Below are 22,718 nucleotides of genomic sequence, written 5' to 3'. Positions count from 1 at the left end.
GCAGATTTATGAAAAAGCAAACAACATTTACACAGGACTACAAGCCGCAGTTCTCCGGCCACGAGACCTTTCCGTTGCGCTACGGATGGTTGGAAAAGGCATTCGAGGCTGTTGATGCAAGTGGCCTGAATAACAACAAGATTTTTTCAGAGAGTGAAGCGATCGCGCATTTTGGCGTGGGCAAGAACATGGTGGCAGCAATTCGATTTTGGGCACAGGTCGCAGGTATTCTCACTACGGATGGGAAGGATGTAAGAACGACCGAATTTGGTCAGCAGTTACTTGGCCCCAATGGGTGCGATCCATACCTTGAAAGCGCTTCGTCTCTTTGGAAAATCCACTGGGATATTGCCTCCAATCCCAAGCATACAGCCACCTATTGGTTGTTCAATGTTTTCAATGAACCCAACTTTGACCGCGATACAGTTCTGCGAAGACTGATGGAATTTATTGGTCAGCGTGGTTGGAAATTGCCAACAGAGAAAACGTTATCAAACGATATAAGCGTCTTATTGGCTAACTACGTGCCTGGCGTCCCAAAGCGGGGCCCTAGCGAAGAAGCATTCAATTCTCCGCTGACTGAGCTGGGATTGATACGGCGGCGCTCAAATGGAAAATTTAGTATGAACTTAGGGCGAAAGCCAGGCCTGTCTAACGGCGTGTTTCTCTATGCGGTGTGCGATTTTTGGGAGCGAACGTCTTCTGCAAACACACTTGGCGTCCAATCAATGCTACTAGAGCCCGGGTCTCCTGGAAGGGTTTTCGTACTTGAAGAGTGGGAGCTGATTGATCGGTTGGCCGACATTGCTGACGTGACCGACGGATTGATCTCCTGGTCTGAGACAGCCGGATTGAAGCAGCTTCTTCGGCATGGAGAATTTCCCGCAGATTTTGTAGAAAACCTGTGGTCCTCTGATATTTCCACCCTGAGAGGATCATATGCCGCTTAACGAAATTGTCTCGGTGAATGGACGCTTCCTGCGATCTGTTCGAATTGATCAAGATGACCGTAATGAAGCCCTCGAGGGTTTTGTCTTCTCGTCATCAGTACGGGAAATCCTTAGAAACTTTTCACATCAACAATTTGAGAGCGGGCAAGGTGCTTTCACTTGGACCGGTCCTTATGGAAGCGGGAAGTCGAGTCTCGCACTAGCCCTCTCTGCGTTGTTGAGTGGGAGTAAGCAAGAGCGGGCTGCTGCCGCGCGCAAAACTGATCCAGAGTTCGCAAAGGGGCTATGGAAGTTACTCCCTCCGAAGCGAGATGGCTGGAAATGTATATCGATCGTAGGGCGCAGCGCGGAACCTTTTCAGCTGATCGGTGATGGAATCAAGGATGCAGGACTTGCGGCACGCCAAAGGAAGTTTGATACGCCTGAAAAAGTCATTGAGTACTTGCAGTATTTGGCCGCTGACGACTGTGAGCATTCTGGAGGTTTAGTCCTCTTTTTGGATGAAATGGGGAAGCTGCTTGAGCACGCGGCATCCTCAACAGGAGACGCATATTTCTTCCAACTGCTTGGTGAAGCGGCGTCGAGAAGCGGTGGCCGCCTTATCGTTGTGGGTATCCTTCATCAATCCTTCCAAGAATATGCGAGCCGCTTGGCGCGCGACATCAAAGATGAGTGGGGAAAGATCCAGGGTCGCTTCATTGACATTCCCGTCAATGTATCTGGCGATGAGCAGATTGAATTGGTGAGCAAGGCAATTATCGCTTCAGAGCAGCCGGATAGCGCTAGACGGAACGCAGAGGCAGCCGCGGAACTACTTGGCGATGTTCGACGTGGCGCGTCCGTAGTTTCGAAAGAGTTGTTTACTAGCGCTTGGCCACTCAACCCGCTTGTTACACTGGTGCTAGGGCCTGCATCGCGACGGAGTTATGGGCAAAACCAGCGTAGCATTTTCAGTTTTCTAGGCTCGTCCGAGCTGTTTGGCTTTCAGGACTACCTTGAGAAGGCGAGTGTAGATGATCCGAAAGACTACGGATTGGCGGATTTTTGGGATTATCTCGAATTCAATCTGCAAGCGGCAATCGCTGTGTCTCTGGATAGCCATCACTTTGCAAATGCGAGAGATGCAATCGCGAGATGGGAAGCGAAAGATGGTGGTGAGCTCGGTGTGCAACTGCTTAAGTCGCTAGCTATATTGGAGCTAACGCAAAAGCAAACCGGAGTAGGTGCGACGCTGGAGGCACTTCGCCTGTCAACAAACCAAACAAGTGCTGCGGTAGAAGAAATTCTGTCAGAACTTGAGGCAGCGTCGATTGTTGTTTTTCGAAAGTTCAGGGGCACTTACTCTCTATTTGACGGGAGCGACTTTGATATAGAAGTGGCGCTGGATGAGGCATTGAGAGAAAGATCAGACTTCGATCTCAGCTCAATCTCAAACGCCTTGTCTTCGCCAAATATCGTTGCGAAACGCCATTACCGTGAAACCGGCGCTCTGCGCTGGTGTGAACTCAAGGTAATGCTCGAAAGCCAGGTAGAAAGCTATGTTACCAGCTTTGCGCCTACAAATGGATGCTTCGGCGCATTTATTATTGCACTGGACGATGCGACCCCAAGTATTGTTGAAGATTTCGGAGAGTATGGGTGGGCTGGCGACTTTGCGGTTATGCGGTCTGAAAAATCGAAGAATCTCGTGGCACTCGCACGAGAGCACTCCGCTTTGAAGGATATCTTGGCATCGAATGCCGAGATACATAGAGACAAAATTGCGCGCAGAGAGCTAAACGATCGTATCGAGGCGATTGGAGGCCGGATTGAGCACGAGGTCTGGCACTTGATCGCAAGCGCCGAATGGCAAACTGGAATTGATGATCTTCCGGCTCCAGCGCTTCGGAACCTCACGGTTTTGGTGTCAGAGATGGCGGATCGTCGATTTCCAATGTCGCCAAAGCTAAGAAACGAATTGCTGAATCGTACCAAGCCATCGGCATCTGCTAATTCGGCTCTCAAGTTGTTGTTGCATGCCGCCGTCCTAAAAGAGGGCACTCCCGGGCTTGGGTTTGAAAAGTTTCCTGCAGAAAAAGCTCTGTTCGTGTCGCTGGTTGAAGCCAATGATCTATACGTGCAGAAGGGAGGCAATTGGCAGTTTGTGCCGCCTTCAGGAGATAATCCTGCAAATCTGTTACCTATCTGGAAAGCAACGAAAGATTTTTTGAAGCAACGGGGTAGCCGGAATGTACAGCTTACCGATGTATATGACCTATGGCGGGCACCTCCCTTTGGGTTGAAAGACGGTTTGATGCCATTCCTTGCTGTCCTTTTCATGCTCGCCGAGCGCCGGAACCTGTCTCACTACAGGGAGGGTATTTTCCTATCGACTATTTCGGATGTAGATGTGGACTATGTCTTGAGAGCGCCACAGCTGGTCCAGCTACGCTGGATCGAAATGAACCGAACGACCAAGAGGCTACTTACTGAACTGGCAAACGCAGTCGGTGAAGTTGTGGATCAACCGATCTCAACGTTAAGTCCGCTAGAAGTTGGACGCGCGCTCATCGCAGCATACGAAACTTCAGCACCGTGGGTTCAACGAACCGCGCGCCTTCCTGAGCACGCAAAAAAAGTCAGGGCGCTCTTCAAGCGATCTAATGACCCACAAAAATTTGCCTTTGATGACATTCCTGGGCTCTACGGAAAGGATATCGATATTCTCACTGATCAAGGGATCTCTGAGATCGCTCAAAACATCAAAGAAGGGCTCATAGAAATCCGTGAGGCTTACCCCGCGATGTTAAACAGAATGCGCGAGCATATTCTGAATGAGTTACAAGTTCACGGACGTACTGCCAAAGCGTACCGAGAATTAAATGAGCGTGCGAAGAATATCCGAGATGTCGCTGGTGACTTGCGGCTTCGATCTTTTATCACCCAGCTTACAAGCTTCGGAGATGATTTACAGTCGATGGAGGCACTAGCGGGATTGGGCATCAATAAGCCCCCCAAAGCTTGGATTGATAGCGACATAGACCGGGCAATTGTTCAACTCACATTGCTTGCGCAGCAGTTCAACCAACACGAGTCAGTCGCGCGAGTGGCTGGGCGGAAGGACAAGCGCTCCGCTATGGCGTTGATTGTCAGCGTTGATGATCGGCCCACGCCTGTGATGGAGGAATTCGACGTTTTGGACTCCGACGATGAGGAAGTGAATAACCTCAGTAAAAAGATTGAAGAGGTATTGCAGCAGGCTGCGGAAGGCACCGGTAGAAACGTGATCCTGGCTGCTTTGGCAAAAGTTGGTGCCGCGAGGATCAAACAATCAGGCGCAAGAGAGGAAGTAGATGGCTGACAAGGTAAAACATGTTCTAGGCTTGTCTGGGGGCAAAGATAGTTCAGCTCTCGCAATCTACATGAGCCAGGCTCACCCCGAACTCGATATTGAGTATTTCTTCACTGACACGGGCGAAGAGCTGGATGAGGTTTATGAGTACCTAGCGATGCTCGAGGGGTTTCTCGGCAAGAAGATCCGGTACTTGGATCCAGGGCGAGATTTCAAGTTCTACCTTGCCCAGTACAATCAATTCCTTCCATCAGCCCAAACGCGTTGGTGTACGAAAGATCTAAAGATTAAGCCCTTTGAGAAGTGGGTCAAATCTGAATTTACCGAGCAGGGGTACACAGTCTATAGTTATGTAGCAATCCGGGCCGATGAAGATTTTCGCCAAGGTTTGAACTCGAAAAACGGAAGATTGATTACCAAGCTGCCTTTCAAAGATGATGGTATCGACAAGGCCGGCGTTTTCGAAATTCTTGAGAACTCGGGACTTGGCCTTCCAGCATACTATGATTGGCGTTCCAGGAGTGGCTGCACGTTTTGTTTCTTTCAGCAAAAAATTGAATGGGTTGGCCTAAAGGAGCGTCACCCTGAAGCCTTCGAGAGGGCAAAGCAAATGGAGAAAACCTCTCTCGACCACGGGTCGCCGTTTTCATGGAGTGAAGGGGAGACACTGCTTGAACTGGAAAAACCTGAACGCATCGCTCAAATCCGCGCAGATCATGAAAAGCGTGTCGAAAGAGCTAAGGCGAAGAGGAAGGTTGATCCTCTACGGCCGGAACAAGGCGCAGTTGATCTAGATGAGATTTATGGCCAGCAAAAGGTGTGTTTGGCCTGCCATAAATGATCTGATGTAGGATTTTCAGGATGCAGCGTTGAAGGTCTTTGGAAGCGGGCTCGCGAATACTCACCGTCAGATTGTTTCGTATGAACCTAAAATTGGGTCTTGTTCCCTCAACAGATCACCGAGCTCGCATTTAGGGGCCGTCAACGAAAAAGCATTTCCCTTCAGGGGCTTTACCAAGCAGCGGAATCTGTCAAAGTATGCCGAAAGCGTACACCCTTGGTCCGTGCTGCTGGCGAGTGGAAAATCGAGAGAGTGGAAAACAAGATGAGTTCGAGCGCCGTAGTTGACGCCCTCGCAAGCATAGGTATCGCACGACTAGCGGCTTTTTGGGGTGAGAACCGATTAGAAGGGCTTTCAGAGCTCGGGGTTAGTACTCGACCTCGTGCGGTAGCTGAAGCCATGCTTTCTGAAAGTGGGCTGGCTATCTTTAGGAAGCGAGACCTCAGAAATGCTGTTCTAGAAGTGTTTTCGCCACAAGTTATCCGAGACAAACTCGGCTCAGGGCCAGATGGTTGCTCTGTAACTATTCCACCGAATTTCACTTGGGGAAGAAATGAGGCTACGATCAATTTTCTAAAGCTGATGGACCTGAACATCGACGAAGCTTTCCCAAACGATTTGATGTCTGGCCCAGAACCGCATCTGCAAACACATATTGAAAAACCCCTATTCGATTATCAAAACAGCATTAGAAAACAGCTTGTTAGTTTTTCCTTTTTGGAGGCAGGTTCCCACGCCGATGCAACAAGCAGACGAATCGTTGCGCATATGCCGACAGGCTCGGGAAAAACACGAACAGCCATGGAATTCATTTCAGATTTCCTTCGGTTTAGCTGTTCACGTGAAAGTCCCGTTGTGGTTTGGCTTGCTCATAGCGAAGAGCTCTGCGATCAGGCGGTTCAAACGTTCCTCAGCATTTGGACAAAACTAGGAACTGAGAATGCAAATGTTTACTCGATGTGGGGGGGCAGGAAGCCAGACAACATCGATCTAAGCAAGCCCTGCTTCATAGTTACTAGCTTTCAGAGTTGCTACTCTAGCATTCACTCAAACAAAAACGCTGATTTTGACCGATTTGCAGAAATTAGGCGCGAATGTAGTCTCCTGATTGTCGATGAGGCGCACATGTCGATGGCACCGACTTACAAAAAAGCAATAGAGTTTCTCTGTAACTCGAGCACTACTCTGATCGGCTTGACGGCTACGCCCGGTAGGCATCACGTTGGGGGTGATGTAACTCAAACTAAGGCTCTATCGGATTTTTATGGCAATAAAAAACTCACGATCGACCAGCGATTGACCGGCGAGAGAAACTCAATTGAGTACCTTCAGGATCGTGGGATTTTGTCATCTGTTGAACGTATGCGTCTCAACACCAGCGCTACTATTAATCTTGACGCTGCGGCAGTCAGGCTGATTTCAGATCTTTTAGACATTTCTCCCAAAGTGCTAGCAGAGTTAGGCAACAACGCGCAGAGGACGTTGGAAGTAGTTGCTGCCGTCGAAAAGCTTGCGCTAATCGATAAGAAACAGACCATCGTGTTTTGTCCATCGAAGCAGAATGCATCCGATATGGCATTGATCCTCAGGGAAAGAGGGTGCGCGGCAAGAGCGGTAACCGGCGAAACGCCACCGAGTGATCGGCGCGAGGCAATTGAAGATTTCAAAAACGGAAGTGTCAGGGTTCTAACGAATTTTGGTGTTTTGACAACGGGATTTGACGCACCAAAGACTGAGGCGGTTGTGATTGCGCGTCCGACAACGTCGGTCGTTCTTTATTCACAAATGGTGGGACGGGGCCTTAGAGGCAATTCAGTAGGTGGGACGTCTAGCTGCACTGTGGTGGATGTGGTTGATAATATTCTAAATTTACCCAACGTGCCGCAAGCGTTTACGTATTTTGATGAGCATTTCGGAGAAGCATAATGAACAAACAAGACAAGCCAGTGCAGATTGTTGATGCGTACTTAGCGCTCAATGCATTGCGCCAAGTTGGCTATCGAAACACGGCTACTGCTGTAGCTGAATTGGTTGATAACTCGATCGAGGCCGAGGCGAAAAAGATAACCATAGTTACGCTGTCAGCCAGAGAACCTGTAGCAAAGCGTACGGTCTACCGAGTTCAAAAAATAGCGGTTTTGGATGATGGGCACGGGATGACACCGGATGAGTTGGGACGCTGTCTATCACTAGGTTGGGGCACTCGACTAGATACCCGAGATGGTCTCGGACGTTTTGGCTTTGGACTTAAAGGTTCGTCTCTTTCACAGGCGGAGCTTGTTGAGGTTTATTCTTGGCAAAATGGGTCGGTCCACAAGACGTATCTTGATCTACCGGAAGTCAAGGAAGGCAGGCAGCAGTATCTTAAAAGCGTTGAAGAGACAGACCTTCCCAAAGAGATAGTTGAAGCGGTTGGAGGAAAGATCGGTAGCAGTGGCACGCTGGTCTTATGGTCCAAGCTAGATGGAGTGGATTTCAAGCGCCCGTCGACGCTCTTTTCTCGGATGCAAGAAGAGCTCTGCCGCATTTATCGGCACTTCTTGGATGACAATGATGATTATGGCAAGAAACGTGATGTGAGCTTGGTCGACTTCGATCTAGACAATAACAAAGTCGAAGCGTCGCATGAGTTGAAGCCCAATGATCCTTTGTACCTTTTGGAGCCGTCAAGCTGCCCAGACAGCGATGGAAAGGCTACGAACGTCGAGTTTGAGAAACCATATGCCATACCAATAGAGTATGAGCAGGGAAAATTTTCGGACATTGAAATTCGCCTTAGTATAGCCAAGCCAGAGACCCAAAAAATGGGTGGTAATTCAAATCTCGGCAAGCACTACGCACGCAATACTGGTATCTCGTTTGTTCGAGCTGGCCGTGAGATAGACTTTGGTTCCTTTGGTTTTCTAGACAGTGATACCAGGCAGAGGTGGTGGGGCGTAGAAGTTCGTTTCAAGCCAGTTTTGGATGAGTTGTTTGGTGTTACTAACAACAAGCAGCATATTCGAGGCTTCAAGAAACTAGACCCGAAACACGACGTCGAGCAGATTGAAGCCTTGAACGAAGCTGCGGAGGACCCGGAGAATTCTGGCCACTACAAATCTTCACTGCACCTTGAGCTCAATCGAAATCTCACAGTTAAGATCAATGCAATGTTGGACGTTATTAAAACACGAAAGGAAGGGAGTTCTGCGGACCCATCTAAAGCCAAACCTGACCCCGTTTCTGAAAAGGTAAATAAGGATGTGGCGGAGGATCACACTGAAACATCCTCAGACAAAGAGGCTGAGACCAAGTCGGAACAGGAGAAGCTGGCAGAACGTACACAATATGTTCTGGAAACTCGCCCAGAGCTTTCTGAAGAGGATGCCCAAGCGTTCGCCAAAGCAACGATTGACTACAAGGTTGACCTGAATAAGGGTAGTTGGCCTGGGACTATGTTCTTGGACCTGCAGTTCGTAGCAAATGCAGCGGTTGGAGTTATCAACACCCGTTCGCCATATTACGAAAAACTATGGCAACATGTCGAGGACTCTGGCGATGATCGAGCGCTCAGTGCTCTTGAAGTTTACACGATGGCTTATGTGCGTACTGAAGATGAGTTCAGGAAAACCCTAGATGGCGAAACTTTTGAGAAATTCCGTGATCGGTGGGGGTACTGGGTCTCAAAACTCTTAGAGAATATTGACGAGTAGAATGCTTCTCTTAGAAACTGGTGCTTTTAGACGAGAACTTGCGGATGCTTTGTCCTCAGCGGAGCAAGAAGTAATAGTTCTTAGCGCATTTGTTAAGCTCGATGCGCTCAAGTGGCTTATTGAAACAAGTAGAACTAGCAACCTCAAGATCGTATCTCGTTGGCAGCCGTCAGATCTGGTGGCTGGAGCTTCAGACCTGGAGTGCTTCTACATCTGTGAGGAGGCTAATATTCCATTCGGGATATCGCGGAACCTCCATGGAAAAGTCTACATCGTGGACTCCAAGATCTTCATTGGAAGCGCAAATTTAACATCAAAGGGAATGTCCCTTTCGCATTTTGAGAACGACGAGTTTGGAACTGGGTTCGAATATGGTCACACAGAAAAGACCAAAGTTCGTGACTACCTCGGATCCGTAAACTGGCTAGATCGAGATACGGTCGAATTGATGGCTGATTTCTTGGCTAGCGTAGAACGCGAGAAGGGCGCGAACCAGAATGAATGGCCTCAACACATATCTGAACAACTTCGCCCCCAACCCATTGGAGTCTGGTTTCATGATCTTCCAATGTGTAGTTTAGACCAACTATTGGCCCAGTCTGCTGAACCGTCGGCGATAGAGCATGATCTCGATTGTTTGCGAAGCACTAAGGACGCGGGCGAAGACGAACTGTTGAAAGGCTTTATGTCGTCGAAGGCCTGTTTTTGGCTGGAAACACAATTGCATGACTACGGTGAGCTATCGTTTGGGAAGGTCACATCTTTGTTCCACAACCAACTCCTTGACGATCCTATGCCATATCGGAAGAGCATCAAGGAGGGCGTGGTAAACCTGTTCGATTGGGCTAGCAGGTGCAACTCAAAGTTTGAAGTGGTCCGGCCGCAGTACAGTCAGGTAATCCGCGCGGTGTAGTCGTGCGGAGTTCTTTATCGACCTGGATCGTAGGCACTTACAGTCTGGCTATCTTACTATAGGTATGATCCGGTTTTATTGCTGAATGCTGAGTTCATACATCTTCCAGCTTATTTGAGCGCGCCCGAGAAGGTCATCGAAATCACCGTGACTTAAGAGTTCGAAACCGGCTTGCTCTGCGGTGTCTTCAAACTCAGGGGCGTTGACTTCGTACATCCCACGATCTTCATCTTGCGGCCCAATTCTGAGTGAAACAAACGCTCTGCCACCGTCGGAAAGCAGTTCTCCAATGCGTGACAAAGAGGCCTTGCGTTGTTCCGGGGGGATGTGCATCCAAACAGCACTAGCTAAGATTATGTCAAAGCTGTTAGGCTTTAGACGCGTGTTTTCGAGTTCTGGAAGTCGTGCGTCGATCCATTCGATAGCATCATCGGGATGAATGGCTTCAGCAATTTTGCGCATAGATGCAGACGGCTCTGCAGCGACAACTTTGTGGCCATGCCGAGCTAGCCAAGACGCATCTCGGCCGGTTCCAGAGCCAATATCAAGTATCGAAAGGGAATCATCACTCAAAGTCGTAACAAGAAACGGGTACGCGTCCTCGAAAGATATGGCTTCGTAACCGTCTGCCAAAGCAGCGGCATGTCTGTCGTAGAATTCAATGCCTGCGTCGCGGTTCATTTTTGTGCTTTCGCTTTTCCATTGGTATAGCTCTACCGACAGCAGCACGAAGCTTGCACCTGCCGCCCAATAAAGCAAGATTGAGAATGTTTGGCGAACACGTTGCTCTCCGGCGAAGAAACTAGCTATCCGCCCCATTCCGTCGTTTGGTGAACTAGCGTCTACAAACCCCTCTGGGTATGCGCGCTCGAGCTCATCTAGATAGCAGCGCATGACAAAGCGGAACCGGTAAAGTACTGCAGAAAATGCTAGATTTCCGACGACAGCGGTGCAGAGTAGGATGCTCGCCAAAAAGGGGTTGTCTTCAATTTTGGAAACGCCGAACCAAAGCCCCCCGGTCAACGTCATCGCCAAGACTGGGATCTGCCACATTATTTGGTTTAGAGAGCGAAACTGTTGATAGTTCTGCTCATATGCTTCCTTTTCGAGCGACATCCCCGTCACCTTTTTTGTGTCAATAGAATTGTTGTCTCATCAATTCAGAAATCTTGATTTTGACAAGGCGAAACGGATGCGCGCGTTGCTATCTGAGTTTCGCAACTTTGGTATCAAACGCGAAAGTTGATTTCAATGCGCCCGCGCTTTATCGCGCGGGCAAAGTTTCCCAGTCGACTGCACTGAGGCTCAACGGGCCGTTGGCCCGCTCACCCCGATCCAGGCATCATTTCTTTTGTTTTGTCCGCCCAACATCCCTGACCGTGGCGGTCAACCTTAGTCCATCCCCAAAATCAGCCACCAATTTCCCCTGTCTCGCGGGCGAGCCATTCCTCGCGGGGCAAATTGGCGTCTGATTTTGGCGCAGACATTTTCTTCGCAAATGTGGCCGATTGACAGCCCCGTTCAGGGCCGTGGGTCGGGCTTTGCCCTCTCCCACTCTGTTCCGCCGAATACATGCGTATTCGGTCAGATCAGGTGGCCGAGGCGCAGCCCATCGGCGGAAGGGGGCGCGAAGCCTCACCCGCGTCACTTTGATCGAGGAGGCCACAAATGGCACCGAAGTTTGATGTTTATGCCCATGTCACCGACACCATTATTGCAGAGATCGAGGCAGGCACGCCGCCATGGCGCAAGCCGTGGACAGGGAGCGCGTCCGGCATTGCCTAGCCGACACGACACAACGGCGAGGAGTATCGCGGGATTAATGTTCTGATGCTCTGGGTCATGGTGGCGAAGCATGGCTATGTGTCCAGCCGATGGATGACCTACAAACAGGCGCAGGAATTAGGCGGTCATGTCCGCAAAGGTGAAACGTCGTCGACAGTGGTCAAATACGGGACGTTCACTAGAGAGAACGAATTGGGCATCGAGGAAGAGTTGCCCTATGCGCGCGCCTATCGCGTGTTCAATGCGGACCAGATCGAAGGCTTGCCCGAGGACTACTACATCCGGCCCGAGGCCCCGCGCGATCTTGGCACGGCGGAAGATCCAGAGCTTGAGGCGTTTTTCAGCCGGACAGGGGCGGAGATCCTCACAAGCGAGGACCCGCGCGCCTATTATAGTCCCTCCAAAGATCACATCCACATGCCGCCGATTGCCACCTTTCACGATGCGGCAGGCTACTATGGGACGTTGGCCCATGAGGTGATCCATTGGACCGGCAGCGAAAAGCGGCTTGAGCGGATCAAGAAATTTGCGAACCGCGAAGCCTATGCCTTTGAAGAGCTGGTGGCAGAAATCGGCGCTTGTTTCCTTGGTGCCCAGATTGGCGTTGCGCCGGAATTCGATCAAAGCGCCGCCTATGTTGAAGGGTGGTTGAAGGCGCTCGAAGAGGACAAGCGGGCGATTTTTCGCGCGGCGTCCGAGGCGCAGAAGGCAGCCGACTTTGTTTTGAACGCTGCAGGTCAAAGCAAGGAGGTGGCAGCATGATCCCCGACTATCACAGCGATGATTTTGCAACGGCGCGTCTGGAAGACACAGCTAGCTTGCGAAGCGCCGCCAGCGAGGCGCGCGCGACGCTTTACGCAGTATTGAAACGACTGGAGCTGAACGATTTGGAAGGCGAAGAGCAGCCCTATATCGACGATTGTCTTGGGGCGCTCGCAATCCTTGAGGAGGCGTTGCGATGACCTTGGGAGAGATCAAAGCAGCAGTGGACGCGGGCAACCGCGTTCACTGGGTCAACAGCGGGTATGTGGTGACACGCGGGGGCGGGGGCGAGTGTTTTCAGTTGCCATCGCCTAGTGTCTCAATCAACCTAATTTGACCAATCTCAACATGGCTTTCTCGTTCGTAATGTGCCCTAAACTGGCTTGCTAGGGAGAGTGTTCCCTGGTGTTTTGCTAAACTCTCCTTTCTCTCTATCAGCTCTTCTTCGGGCTTCTCTTTGCCTGTGATAGCTTCGAGCTCAGGTAGCGCCTCAAGCATTCCGATATTGGTTGCCGCACTTTTCTCAAGGTAGCCAATGACCTGAAGAAATTCGCTCAGCGGAATGAGATAATCCTCCCCTGCCGAATGCCGACGAAACATCCACTTCAAAAGCTCAGATCGCGCTTCAAGAACTTCGGTTTCAGGCCACTTTCTGTTTGGCTCTCGGAAATCAGTCATAGCGTACTGAACAAGTTCTGCCGCGAGCTTCATTGCTTGTTCTGGCTTCATATCCACTCCGTTGGCTGCAAAAAAAGAAAGTATGTCCCCTCGAAATTCTTGACCGTTGTCCATGCATGGGTGTTTTGGCCAAGGGGGGCCAAGTTCATCAAAATACACGCTTCCACCATCGGAGGATCGGTAAAAATAGACTTTATCACCGCAGACAGGGCATCGGGCATTGGGGCTCGTGAAGCTGTCTATTGAGGCGAAGCCCATTTTCCCCAGAACTCCGCTTAAACTTGGACGATCAGAAATCTGATATGATCCTGTATCTCCACCCCATCCACAATCGCAGTCTGGCGGATGATTATGAGCGTTGCACCCCATTTCTAAAACTTCCCCAATATCTTTGGTCCGAACAATCGATTTGTAAGTTACACGGTTGAAGACAAGGGGCAATTACATTTGAGACCGACCACTGCGGGCGCAGGTGAAAGCCTCCAAAAGCTTGGGCGCTCGACCTTTCCAGGCCTCGAGATCGCCCAATTTTATTGCTGCAGCGCTACGCGGGCCAAATGCAATACCTGCTCGCCCGGCGGTCGCAGCCTAGGGCTGCTCCAAACGGAATACAGGTAGTTGATGCAATATTATAATATTGAATCAATTGTGGCGAAGTGCCATAACAGGGCTGCCTGTATGATGCTGGCAAGAAATAGGGGTGATTACTTCACATGGGCCGACCGCGCGCACCACGGCACAAGCGACTGACGCAAAACCAGCGTTTTGCCATCGTGCGCAAGCGTGCGGAGGGGGTGCCGATCGAAGATCTGGCCCGCGAATTCGGCGTCACGCCCCGCAGCATCTTCTACACGTTGAAGGCCGATCAAAGCCGCAAGCTCGATGCGCGCGTGCGCTCCGAACTGGTGAATGTCCGGCTCACGCCGAAAGAGCTGTCCGGCTTTGATGCGGTGCTGACGCGGCATGATATTACGAGCCGCGCTGAGGGGCTGCGGCGGCTGATCCAAGCGTCGAGCGATCTCTTCGTCCCCGACGATGAACTGGCGAACCAGATGCAAGGGCTGTCGGCCTCGCTCAATCGCACCGGCAACAACATCAACCAAATTGCGCAGCGCTTGAACGAGGCAAAGCGCCAGGGCAAGACACCGCCCTATGGCAATTCTGCCCACGCCCAAGTCCGCGCATTGGCCGGGCTGATCCTCGACATCGCCGATCAGGTTCAGGACATGGCGCAGCGCCGCCGCAGTGCGCTGTCCGGCGAGGTTGCCCGCGTTCTGGGAGGCTTTGCAGATGGCCCGGAATAGCGCTGTTGCCGCCGCGCAGGAGGCCTTCTTTGATCGCGACTGGAACCGCATTCGCGGCAGCGTCCCGCGCGCCCGTGCCAAGCAGATGGCGCGCGCCGCCATGGGGCATTCACCCGCGATCTTCAAAGCCATTCGCGACGGCGGCACGCACAACAAAGCGCAGCTGCGCAACCAGCTGGAATACCTGACCACCAAGTCGAGCTATATCATCGACAGCCGTGGCACCTATGACGGCCAAAGCGTTCTGTCAGGTAAAGAGATTGAGCAGGTCACACGCCGATTTTCGGCGCAGTGGAATGAGGGGTTCCACCCGAAGCTCGGGCACACCTCACATCTCCTGATGGCCTTCCCGATTGGGACGCGCGGCGAGGATGTCGCCGAGATCACGCGCGAAATTTGCGAACGGTTCTTTCAGGGCGAAGGTAGCCACTTTGATTACATCGTGGCCGTGCATGAGGATCGGGACCACCCGCACGCGCACATCGTTCTGAACCGGCGAAGCAAGGACGGTGAGTTCTTCTTTCTGAAGGAAGGGCACCATTTCAATTACGACAGTTTCCGCGAGGCGATGGTTGAGGTGTCGGACCGCTATGGGCTGCGCCTTGAGGCGACGCGAAAGCTCGAGCGCGGGATCACGACGAAGAGGCCGAGCGATGTTGACCAGCGTCGCGCGGAAGCCACGGGCCAAAAGCTGACCGAACGCGAGCGCGTTGGTCCAGAGCTCGACCATACCTTGCGTGAGGTGGCGCAGAACGCGCGGCTTTATCGAGGCCTGGCTGCCGAGGCCTCGCGTGAAAGCCAGCATGACATTGCAGCAGCCTTGGACAAGGCCGCAACGCTTTTGGCGCAGGGCAAACCGATTGAAGCAGATGGAAAGGTATATGGCATGGCCGAAGAACAGCATTCGTTTGATGAGGTCGTGGATGCCTTTCACGACAAGATCAACCAAGCCGAGCGCATTGTTGCAGAGGCCCCAGTGGATCGGCGTGCTGCGCTCGAACACGAGCTGAACGACATCTATCGTTCACTGTCGCATCTCAGCCCAATGGGAACGCAGTCCCACACCTTGCTCGAAGACGCGTCCAAAAGCGGGATTTATTCGACCGCGAACATTCAGGCCGACGCCGAAAGTGCACTGCAGGATCCCGCGCTCACAGGACGTCTTGAACAGGCTTTGAAAGGCACCGGCATTGAGGCGCATGAGGTGACGCGTCGCGTCGAAATGGGCGCAGGTAATGCCGCGCTGGAGCGGCAATGGCTTGGTCAGGATTTGAAGACGATTGCCGAGAAGGAGGGCTTTGACCTGTCTCGCGCCGATGAGCTGGAGAAGGCGATTGACCGTCTCGACCAGGTGCACAGCGATCTGGGCCGTGTTTTGGCCGAGGGGGAGGTTCTCAAAGACAGTGGGGCGGTAGAGGCCGACCGGCAGGAAGGCGTGGTCGACAGGTTGCCGCCGACCACTTCAGAAATCCTTAGCCGAATGAGGGACGACCCAACCGCAGATCCATTCCGCAGCGACCTGGAGCGCGAGACCTTGCGGGCCGAGCTGGAGGAACTAGTCGGTGAAGAGCAGGCCCCCGACTTGGCGATCGGCGATGAAACCACGCTAGAGCACCACGTGAGCGATCGTCTCGACCGGCTGTATGCGGCCAAGGCCTATCTGCAGAGCGACGCCGCACTGGCAAACAGTGTGGCGATGGAGCATGTCCTTGATGAGATCGCCAACGAAGAAATTGATGTTCAGCGCGAGCGGCACGTCGATGCCGATGGCGAAAAGGGCGTGACACATGGGTAAGGCTCGGATCGCATTCGGCGTCATGAGCTTTGCTGCTCTGGGCGCGGCTTTGGGCTATGTTCTGGCATCGGCCTTTCTGACGTTCCGCTGGTTCGGGGTTGGCGCGGATATCGATTTTCTGATGCTGGCGCGCGGCTATGGAGGGCTTCGTGCGACCCATCCGGCCGATATGCAGATCGTTCACTTGATCGTCGGGATATGCACCTGCGCCGGTGTTTTGCTAAGTGCTGTGTTGATGAACGACGCGCTGACCAAATTCGGTGAAACCCACTGGCAGTACATGTCCGAGATGAAACGGAACGGTTTTTTCGGCAAGCCTGGCCACGGCTTCGTTCTTGGTAAGATGGGCAAGCCCAAGAGCCGCAGACCCTTTGTCATGTCCAAGGTATTCCCCCATGCACTGATCGTGGCCCCGACTGGACGCGGCAAGACGACTGGTTTCGTCATCCCGAACCTTCTGACATATCAGGGCAGTGCGGTGGTGCTGGACGTAAAGGGCGAGAATTTCGAGGCGACGGCGCGCCACAGGGCCGCGCAGGGCGACAAGGTGTTCCGGTTTGCGCCCACAGACTGGAAGGACGGCCGCTCGCACCGCTACAATCCTCTACTGCGCATATCGGCGCTGGACAACGTCGACCGCCAGCAGATGGAGCTGCAACTCTTGGCTTCGCTGTTCCTTCAGGCTGATAACGACCGGGTTCAGGGGCTCCTCGATGGCGGTATCGATCTATTCGTGGCGGCAGGGCTTTTGGCATTTGAGCGAAAGCGGCCGACTTTGGGAGAAATTTACTGCATCACCGCATCAGGCGGTGACAAGCAGAAGGAATATCGCCGCCGCGCCGATGAAGTGGTCAATCCAGCCGCCAAGTTGATCTTCATGCGCATGGCCTCGACCAACAACGACACGCTGACGTCCTACCTGTCGCTCTTGATGACCTCGGGCCTGAAACAATGGTCAAACCCAGCGATCGACCGCGCAACCGCGACTTCAGACTTTGATTTTCGCGATATCCGTAAGGTACCGTTTTCCGTTTATCTCGTGGTCGAACCGCTGATGCTCAAACCGCTCGCACCGCTGATCCGCCTGTTCTTCTCGGACTTGTTGGCATCGCTGCAGGACCATGAACCCGGCAAGGAAGAGCCTTGGCCGGTTATGATCATGCTTGATGAGTTCAATCGCCTCGGCAAAATGCCGATCGTGCTCGACAGCATCGAAACCCTGCGGTCCTATCGGGCCAACCTCGCGATTGTGACGCAGACGATCCCTGCGTTGGACGAAATCTATGGCGAAAATGCCCGCCGTGCCCTGCAGGGCAACGCAGGCATCAAGCTCTACCTGACTCCCTCTGATGAAAAGACCATCGAAGAGCTTAGCAAGGCCGTCGGCAAAACCACCAAGCGAGTTGTGACCCGCTCGCGCTCTGTCGGACGCAACCCCTTCGCCGGTCGCAGCATGTCTGAACGGACGGAAGAAACCGCGCTCCTACCCGAGGATGAGGCGCGTCGCATGGATCTTGATGACATCGTTCTAGTGGTCGACGCGCAAATGCCCGTCCGCGCCAAGCGGATCAAATACTATGAGGATCGCTTCTTTAAGCAGATATTCGACAAGCAGACCGGCGATCTGCCGTATCCCTCGGCGGGAGACCAGATGCGCGGCCTGCAAGGTCAAATCCAGGCGCTGGAGGCGAAGATGGGGGCGCTTGGGATGCCTGAGGCAGTCCTTGCTGGTCACCCTGAAAGTGGTGGGAAGCGGCGCGAGGAGATCGATGATTTGGCCAGCGGCGTTCCAAATGAGTCTTTCGATAATCAGCCTAGTGCAAAGGAATATGAAGCAGGAACAAAGAGAGTTGACGGATTTTTGGGACAGTTCGCTGCGGGTTGATAGTGCGGAATGTTTCTGTGCTCGCGCCGACAAGGGTATCTCCTCGTTATAAGGGTATCTCCTCGTTATAAGGCACTTCCAAAGTTGTTGAGAAAATACTGGGTGGCGGCCGAGTCGCAGAGATTGGGTCTCTTCATCTGAAGGGGACGTAGTTCACGACATCTCGTGAGGTTGTGTAAAAATGGCACCAATTTTGTCACCTTTATCCGCCCTACGTCATTGTTTCCCACGAAATTGCTGGCCTAGGGGCTATTTCGGACAAAAAATGCCAAATTGATATAGAATAATTTGTCACTTACTTTGGATGCAGATCCAAAGGAGGCATCGATGGCGTTTAAGGCAGAACTTCTCAAGAAGAAGCTTAAGGAAGAGGGAAAGGGCCGCGACGAGATCGCAGCTGCGGTCGGCAAGGACAAACGAACCGTAAGTCGCTGGCTTGCGGGGACCAATGCGCCGAAATCAATGGACTTGGAGACAATCGCGCGGACCCTGAACTGTAGGCCGCAAGACTTCGATCCGTTTTTTGCGGACAAGGGCCTGGGTGAAGTGTCTATCCAAGCTCACGTGTCTGCGGCCTCACACAATGCATATGAGCTTATGCGCTGGCGCTATGGTGTCAGCCAAAAACAGATTATGGAATTGGCTCCCGTCCTATTTTCTATTGTGGCAGGGCTTGGGCTAAAGGTGCCTGGCCAGGATGCCGAAATTGCACGCCTTGCTTATGAAAATGGCCTTTCCGATCCTCGTCTTCAAGGTGGCCACCTCGAGGATCAGGCCAGTAAGCTTAGGAAGTGCTTCGGTATTGAAACTGCAAACCCAGGGACTGAAACATCGCGGAACCTCTTCAATGAAGCAATTCTTCGGCTTTCTTCGCAAATTCCCGACTATGTTGATGCGAAGTGGTTCGTCGGGGCTGCGCCCGAAGAGGCCCCGAATGCTGCGGGGTATATAGCGGATATTGAGCTTGTAGAGGGTCTCTCAGGAGGGCAGCCGCAACTGGCCGAGGCCATCTCGAAAGGGCGCATTCGGTTGTCGTCGGTCTTGCAGCAGGCGAAGGAAGACAAAGGCGACGGCATATCAGTTGAAGAGTTTGCTGAGACCATTCGGGATGCCCACGCTCAGGGCATCGAGGAGCAGCGAAAGTCGGGGCTCAAGAAGTTGAAGGCTTGGCGCGCGTTCTATGCCGAACGGTATCCGGAACTTGCCAAAGAGTATGACGAACTCGTAGCGAGTCACTGTCACGAAGAGGGCTGGTATCCTGATAGTTACACCGATGATGATCGTGTTCAGAGTTGGGTGAACCCTTTTGAGGAAGATCTGCACGTGAACGAAGACAAACTTGTCGAATATCAAAGTCGGAAAGCGGAAGCTTTAGAACAGGGCAATTTCACCATAGCCTTCTCGTTCGAAGATCCAATCTATCGCCGCATTCAAGAGCTCCAGAGACATCGCTCTAAGCTCAAGAAGCAGTTCGAGGAGGTGTGGGCATGATGTCAATTTGTGCAGACGGAGCCTTCGTACTCAGCCGCCATGCTACGACGCGTATGGCTCAACGGGGCATCCGGCGTGCTAGTCTAGATCTCGTGCTTATGCACGGAACGCGAACAAGGGCGCAGAATGATTGTGAGGAATACATCCTGTCAGGACAGGCCGTTCGTTATCTAAAAGCGGCTGGCTACGATGGGGAGGCGATTGCGGCGGCAACCAAGGTTCGGGCCATAGTCGACACCGTAGGCAATGTCGTGACCTGCTACCACCAGCGCAAAGACCGTTCTCGACCCACCGGCCGAGCTGCCCGCCTTAGGGACTTGAGGTCAGCCTGACTTTTAAAGACCGGAGGGCTGATCCGTCTTTCGGCTGCTTAATGCTCGATATCTCTACCGCTGTTCGCCGACTAAAATACCGTTTAGCTGAAGGAACCAACATGACTGTCGCTATCTACCAATCTTCGAAATTCAATCACGCTCGCGTCCAATACTTGGCAGAAGCAGGAGGCCATACTTTGCTCCGGTTGACTTGTGGCTATCTCGGTGGCGAACTTGGCGGGGCCATTAAGACTGCAACCGCGAGCGACCTTGATTCTGCGCCGGTGTATCGTGATCAAGGGAAACTGATGGCTGCAATGCGACGTGGCGTGCGAAATTTAGGTGGCAAAGAGCAGGATGTGAGCAGTGAAACGGATGGCAAAGGTCGCCGGTTTGGAGAAATAACGCTAATTGGAACGCGCGATGAGCTCATCGAGGCATTGCGTGTTCTGGCCGCAGAAGTAGAGCTTTTTCTGGCTCGATCTTCGATGAGATCTCCCGTCAGTAACGATGCTGATTTGAGCGATCTTTACGAAGAGCTTTGTGTTGAGGAAGGTGCCCCGGTCTATTTGGCCGACGGTGTTTTTCTGGGCGCTGACGGACACTTATTCGAATGATGCCAAAGTGAGCATGATTTCTTGTTTGTTCCTGCGCCTTCAAAAAATGGGTGCTGTTCGTGCTCCAATCCTCGATCGGCTACGTGAATAATGCAGGGGCTTGCTTTCATGTTTCATGGCGCAAGAAACAGGATGCGAACCTGTATTCAAACATCCCGATATCACTTCTCAAGCTCGGCTCAAGATTTGTGAATGTTCCATAGTTCTGCCATTTTGACTGGCTATGAGGCCAACCTAAAAATTAGTAATAAGAACGAATTAAATGACAATTGAATTGCTCGGTCCAAGTGAAACTTCAGAAAAAGCCAACGCAGAACGTTTAAAAAACTCGCTAATCTCCAGCGCGCCAGGGCTTGAACAGGCTGGGATCCGCCTCGCGATTATACCACAGGTGTTTGTGCAAAACCGTGAGATAGACTGCGTTTTGGTTTTTGAAGACTTGCGCGAACCAAAAGAACTGTTTTGCACTTCTCGCGGTATTCCGGTGAAGTCTTTTGTGGCTTGCGTCGAAGTGAAGCAACATTCACCCGACGCTGTTCGGTTCCACGGGACGCACTTGGAAGTGCAATATGGGGATGACTGGCATGATGCCACGGCGCAGGCGGATGCACAGGTTTGGGCTCTAAAGAATTTCCAGAAATACGCGCATCACGGAAAAAGACGACGTTATGAGACTTTTGTGCAGTCTGTGATTTGGTTGCCTCGTGTTCCAGCGGAGACTTTGAACGCGGCGAACTCAAATAGCCGTACAAAAATCCTAGGTGAGGATTTGAGTTGGAAGCAACTGATGGATTGCTGTGAAGTAAACAGTAAGCAAGGTAAGGTGCAGACTCTTGCCGATACAAGGGAAGATAGCAAAGATCACAGCTATGATAGCTTGGTCGGGGCTTTGACCGCCAAGGTCGAGCCCACGAGACTTGATCTGAAGCGCGTCAATGCGCTTACAGAGAAGAAATTTGACGCGGAAAAACAGGAATATGTTCGTGATTTAGGTGGGAAGCTTCTGTTGTTTCGTGGTCGCGCAGGCACCGGGAAAACCTTCACCTTGATCCAAATGGCAATTCATCTCGCTCGGCAAGGCAAAAGCACGAGAATCGTCACGTACAATCATGGGCTCATCTCTGACATGGCGCGTGCCATGACCATTATTCGCGATCGTCATAAAGACATCTCACCAGTGCCCAAGGTGGAGACCCGCTGGATGCTGATGAAAGAGTTGTTCAGTTCGGCATTTGGGGCGGATGCGGTAAAGCGCACCGGTGAACTTTACGATCTGGAAGACCGCGAGGCTCTTTTTCTCCGTGCCTTGAGGCACCCGAACACATTCCTAGAGGAAAATGTTCCATGCTGTGCAAGTCGTGCTGGAGGCAAAAAGTGCCACTGTAATTCAAAGGAGAACAAAACGTGGGCAGACATAAGTGCCTACCGTAAAAAGTTTCCTGCGCCCTACGATTTCTTGTTGGTTGATGAGGGACAAGACTGGAGCACAGAGCACCGCGATTTGATTTATGATATTTTTGGCCGCGAGCGTGTAATCGTGGCTGACGGTGTAGATCAGTTTGTAAATAAGAATAGGTGTGAGTGGGCCAGCACAGATGACGGCCGGTCAAAATATCAAACTATCGTAACCTACAAAACGACACGCCGCACCAAGGCCGCCACCTGCGATACCATCGCTGACATCGCGCGGGCGCTTGAAGTGCCAGAGTGGGATGTAGAACCAGACAAGTCCGTAACCGGCGGGCGTGTCACTGTGCTTGTGGAATCGCAGCCGCGCCGCGCGATCGAATGCGCCCTGGAAATTCTGAGAGAAGATCTGGCCAATCAACCGAAGATGCGGCCTGTTGATGCGCTTGTTTGTTTGCCGCATACAGCCTCCACACCAGGAGCAAATTTCTGCAACCTGTTCGAAATGGTCCAAGAGCAAAACCGTGCGGACTACTGGCGCGGCTACGATTGGGAGACTCGGCAAAACCGCGAATATCCCAACCGCCAGACTGCTTTGCGCGCGGTTTTGTATCAAAGTTGCCGTGGGATGGAAGGCTGGACCACGCTGTGCATGGGTTTGGATAAGTTCTATGATCACGTCTTGGAAAAGCCGGATATCGATATTGAAGGCTTGCGTGATGAGCTAAAAGCCGATCAGGGTCTTTTCTTCGCCAAATCCCTGCTTGAGGAGAAAATTGCTGCTGAGCAAAGAGCCTATGCGTTGAACTGGCTGATGATCCCACTCACGAGGAGTATGGATCATTTGGTAATCCATCTGTCTGATGCAGACAGCGCACTCGGCCGTGTGTTGCAGGGAATCGATCGCGACAAGATTAGTTGGCGGTGATGGAGCGTTGAGGTTGCCAGTGCTG

General features: G+C 52.2%; 16 protein-coding genes and 1 pseudogene. 15 read left to right on the top strand and 2 right to left on the bottom strand.

What is annotated here, in order from left to right; all coding sequences use genetic code 11:
• Positions 1–8 precede the first annotated feature (8 nt).
• From AC2FFB_RS05080 to AC2FFB_RS05055, 6 genes are all read left to right on the top strand, one after another.
• Positions 9–950, top strand: a complete 942-nt coding sequence (locus tag AC2FFB_RS05080) for a DUF4007 family protein (protein WP_496874597.1) — start codon at positions 9–11, stop codon at positions 948–950.
• Positions 940–4,290 (top strand): hypothetical protein, encoded by a 3,351-nt coding sequence (locus AC2FFB_RS05075; protein ID WP_496874596.1) that lies wholly within the window; start codon positions 940–942, stop codon positions 4,288–4,290. Before AC2FFB_RS05080 ends, AC2FFB_RS05075 begins: the two co-directional genes overlap by 11 nt.
• Complete coding sequence (locus tag AC2FFB_RS05070; RefSeq protein ID WP_496847384.1) at positions 4,283–5,122, top strand: phosphoadenosine phosphosulfate reductase domain-containing protein; 840 nt, start codon at positions 4,283–4,285, stop codon at positions 5,120–5,122. The genes AC2FFB_RS05075 and AC2FFB_RS05070 overlap by 8 nt, the downstream gene beginning before the upstream one ends.
• Positions 5,123–5,374: 252 nt before the next feature.
• The gene (locus AC2FFB_RS05065) at positions 5,375–7,048 is read left to right on the top strand and encodes a DEAD/DEAH box helicase (protein ID WP_496874595.1); all 1,674 of its coding nucleotides are present in this window, start codon (positions 5,375–5,377) and stop codon (positions 7,046–7,048) included.
• Positions 7,048–8,814 carry an ATP-binding protein gene (locus AC2FFB_RS05060; RefSeq protein ID WP_496874594.1) on the top strand — a complete coding sequence of 589 codons (1,767 nt, stop codon included), beginning with the start codon at positions 7,048–7,050 and terminating at the stop codon, positions 8,812–8,814. The genes AC2FFB_RS05065 and AC2FFB_RS05060 overlap by 1 nt, the downstream gene beginning before the upstream one ends.
• Before the next feature lies 1 nt (position 8,815).
• Positions 8,816–9,727, top strand: coding sequence for a phospholipase D family protein (locus tag AC2FFB_RS05055; RefSeq protein WP_496874593.1), 912 nt, complete (start codon positions 8,816–8,818; stop codon positions 9,725–9,727).
• A 75-nt stretch (positions 9,728–9,802) separates the two neighbouring features.
• On the opposite strand, the gene AC2FFB_RS05050 is transcribed toward AC2FFB_RS05055, so the two are convergent.
• Positions 9,803–10,843, bottom strand: coding sequence for a class I SAM-dependent methyltransferase (locus AC2FFB_RS05050; RefSeq protein WP_496874592.1), 1,041 nt, complete (start codon positions 10,841–10,843; stop codon positions 9,803–9,805).
• Positions 10,844–11,395: 552 nt separating this feature from the next.
• Between AC2FFB_RS05050 and AC2FFB_RS05045 the strand changes: the two are divergent.
• The 3 genes and pseudogenes from AC2FFB_RS05045 to AC2FFB_RS05035 all read left to right on the top strand — a co-directional run.
• A pseudogene (locus tag AC2FFB_RS05045) lies at positions 11,396–11,740 on the top strand (ArdC-like ssDNA-binding domain-containing protein); the annotation flags it as partial.
• A 6-nt stretch (positions 11,741–11,746) separates the two neighbouring features.
• Positions 11,747–12,274 (top strand): ArdC family protein, encoded by a 528-nt coding sequence (locus tag AC2FFB_RS05040; protein ID WP_496874629.1) that lies wholly within the window; start codon positions 11,747–11,749, stop codon positions 12,272–12,274.
• A complete protein-coding gene (locus AC2FFB_RS05035) occupies positions 12,271–12,474 on the top strand; it encodes a hypothetical protein (RefSeq protein WP_496874591.1) in 204 nt (67 codons plus the stop codon). The genes AC2FFB_RS05040 and AC2FFB_RS05035 overlap by 4 nt, the downstream gene beginning before the upstream one ends.
• Before the next feature lie 97 nt (positions 12,475–12,571).
• Here the strand turns inward: AC2FFB_RS05035 and AC2FFB_RS05030 are convergent, their stop codons facing one another.
• Complete coding sequence (locus AC2FFB_RS05030; RefSeq protein ID WP_496874590.1) at positions 12,572–13,066, bottom strand: hypothetical protein; 495 nt, start codon at positions 13,064–13,066, stop codon at positions 12,572–12,574.
• Positions 13,067–13,665: 599 nt separating this feature from the next.
• Here AC2FFB_RS05030 and AC2FFB_RS05025 point away from each other — a divergent pair.
• From AC2FFB_RS05025 to AC2FFB_RS05000, 6 genes are all read left to right on the top strand, one after another.
• Positions 13,666–14,256 (top strand): hypothetical protein, encoded by a 591-nt coding sequence (locus AC2FFB_RS05025; RefSeq protein ID WP_496874589.1) that lies wholly within the window; start codon positions 13,666–13,668, stop codon positions 14,254–14,256.
• The gene (locus tag AC2FFB_RS05020) at positions 14,243–16,051 is read left to right on the top strand and encodes a relaxase/mobilization nuclease domain-containing protein (RefSeq protein ID WP_496874588.1); all 1,809 of its coding nucleotides are present in this window, start codon (positions 14,243–14,245) and stop codon (positions 16,049–16,051) included. Before AC2FFB_RS05025 ends, AC2FFB_RS05020 begins: the two co-directional genes overlap by 14 nt.
• A complete protein-coding gene (locus tag AC2FFB_RS05015) occupies positions 16,044–17,936 on the top strand; it encodes a type IV secretory system conjugative DNA transfer family protein (protein WP_496874587.1) in 1,893 nt (630 codons plus the stop codon). Before AC2FFB_RS05020 ends, AC2FFB_RS05015 begins: the two co-directional genes overlap by 8 nt.
• 327 nt (positions 17,937–18,263) lie before the next feature.
• Positions 18,264–19,427: a helix-turn-helix domain-containing protein gene (locus tag AC2FFB_RS05010; RefSeq protein ID WP_496874586.1), complete on the top strand. Its 1,164-nt coding sequence runs from the start codon at positions 18,264–18,266 to the stop codon at positions 19,425–19,427.
• Positions 19,428–19,800: 373 nt separating this feature from the next.
• Complete coding sequence (locus tag AC2FFB_RS05005) at positions 19,801–20,358, top strand: hypothetical protein (protein WP_496874585.1); 558 nt, start codon at positions 19,801–19,803, stop codon at positions 20,356–20,358.
• A 262-nt stretch (positions 20,359–20,620) separates the two neighbouring features.
• Positions 20,621–22,693, top strand: coding sequence for a DEAD/DEAH box helicase (locus AC2FFB_RS05000; RefSeq protein WP_496874584.1), 2,073 nt, complete (start codon positions 20,621–20,623; stop codon positions 22,691–22,693).
• Positions 22,694–22,718: the final 25 nt, after the last annotated feature.

It is taken from the genome of Ruegeria sp. YTSA219 (genome assembly GCF_059609985.1).
Note: the sequence above shows the minus strand (reverse complement) of the source record. Positions and strands in the feature narration are given on the sequence as shown.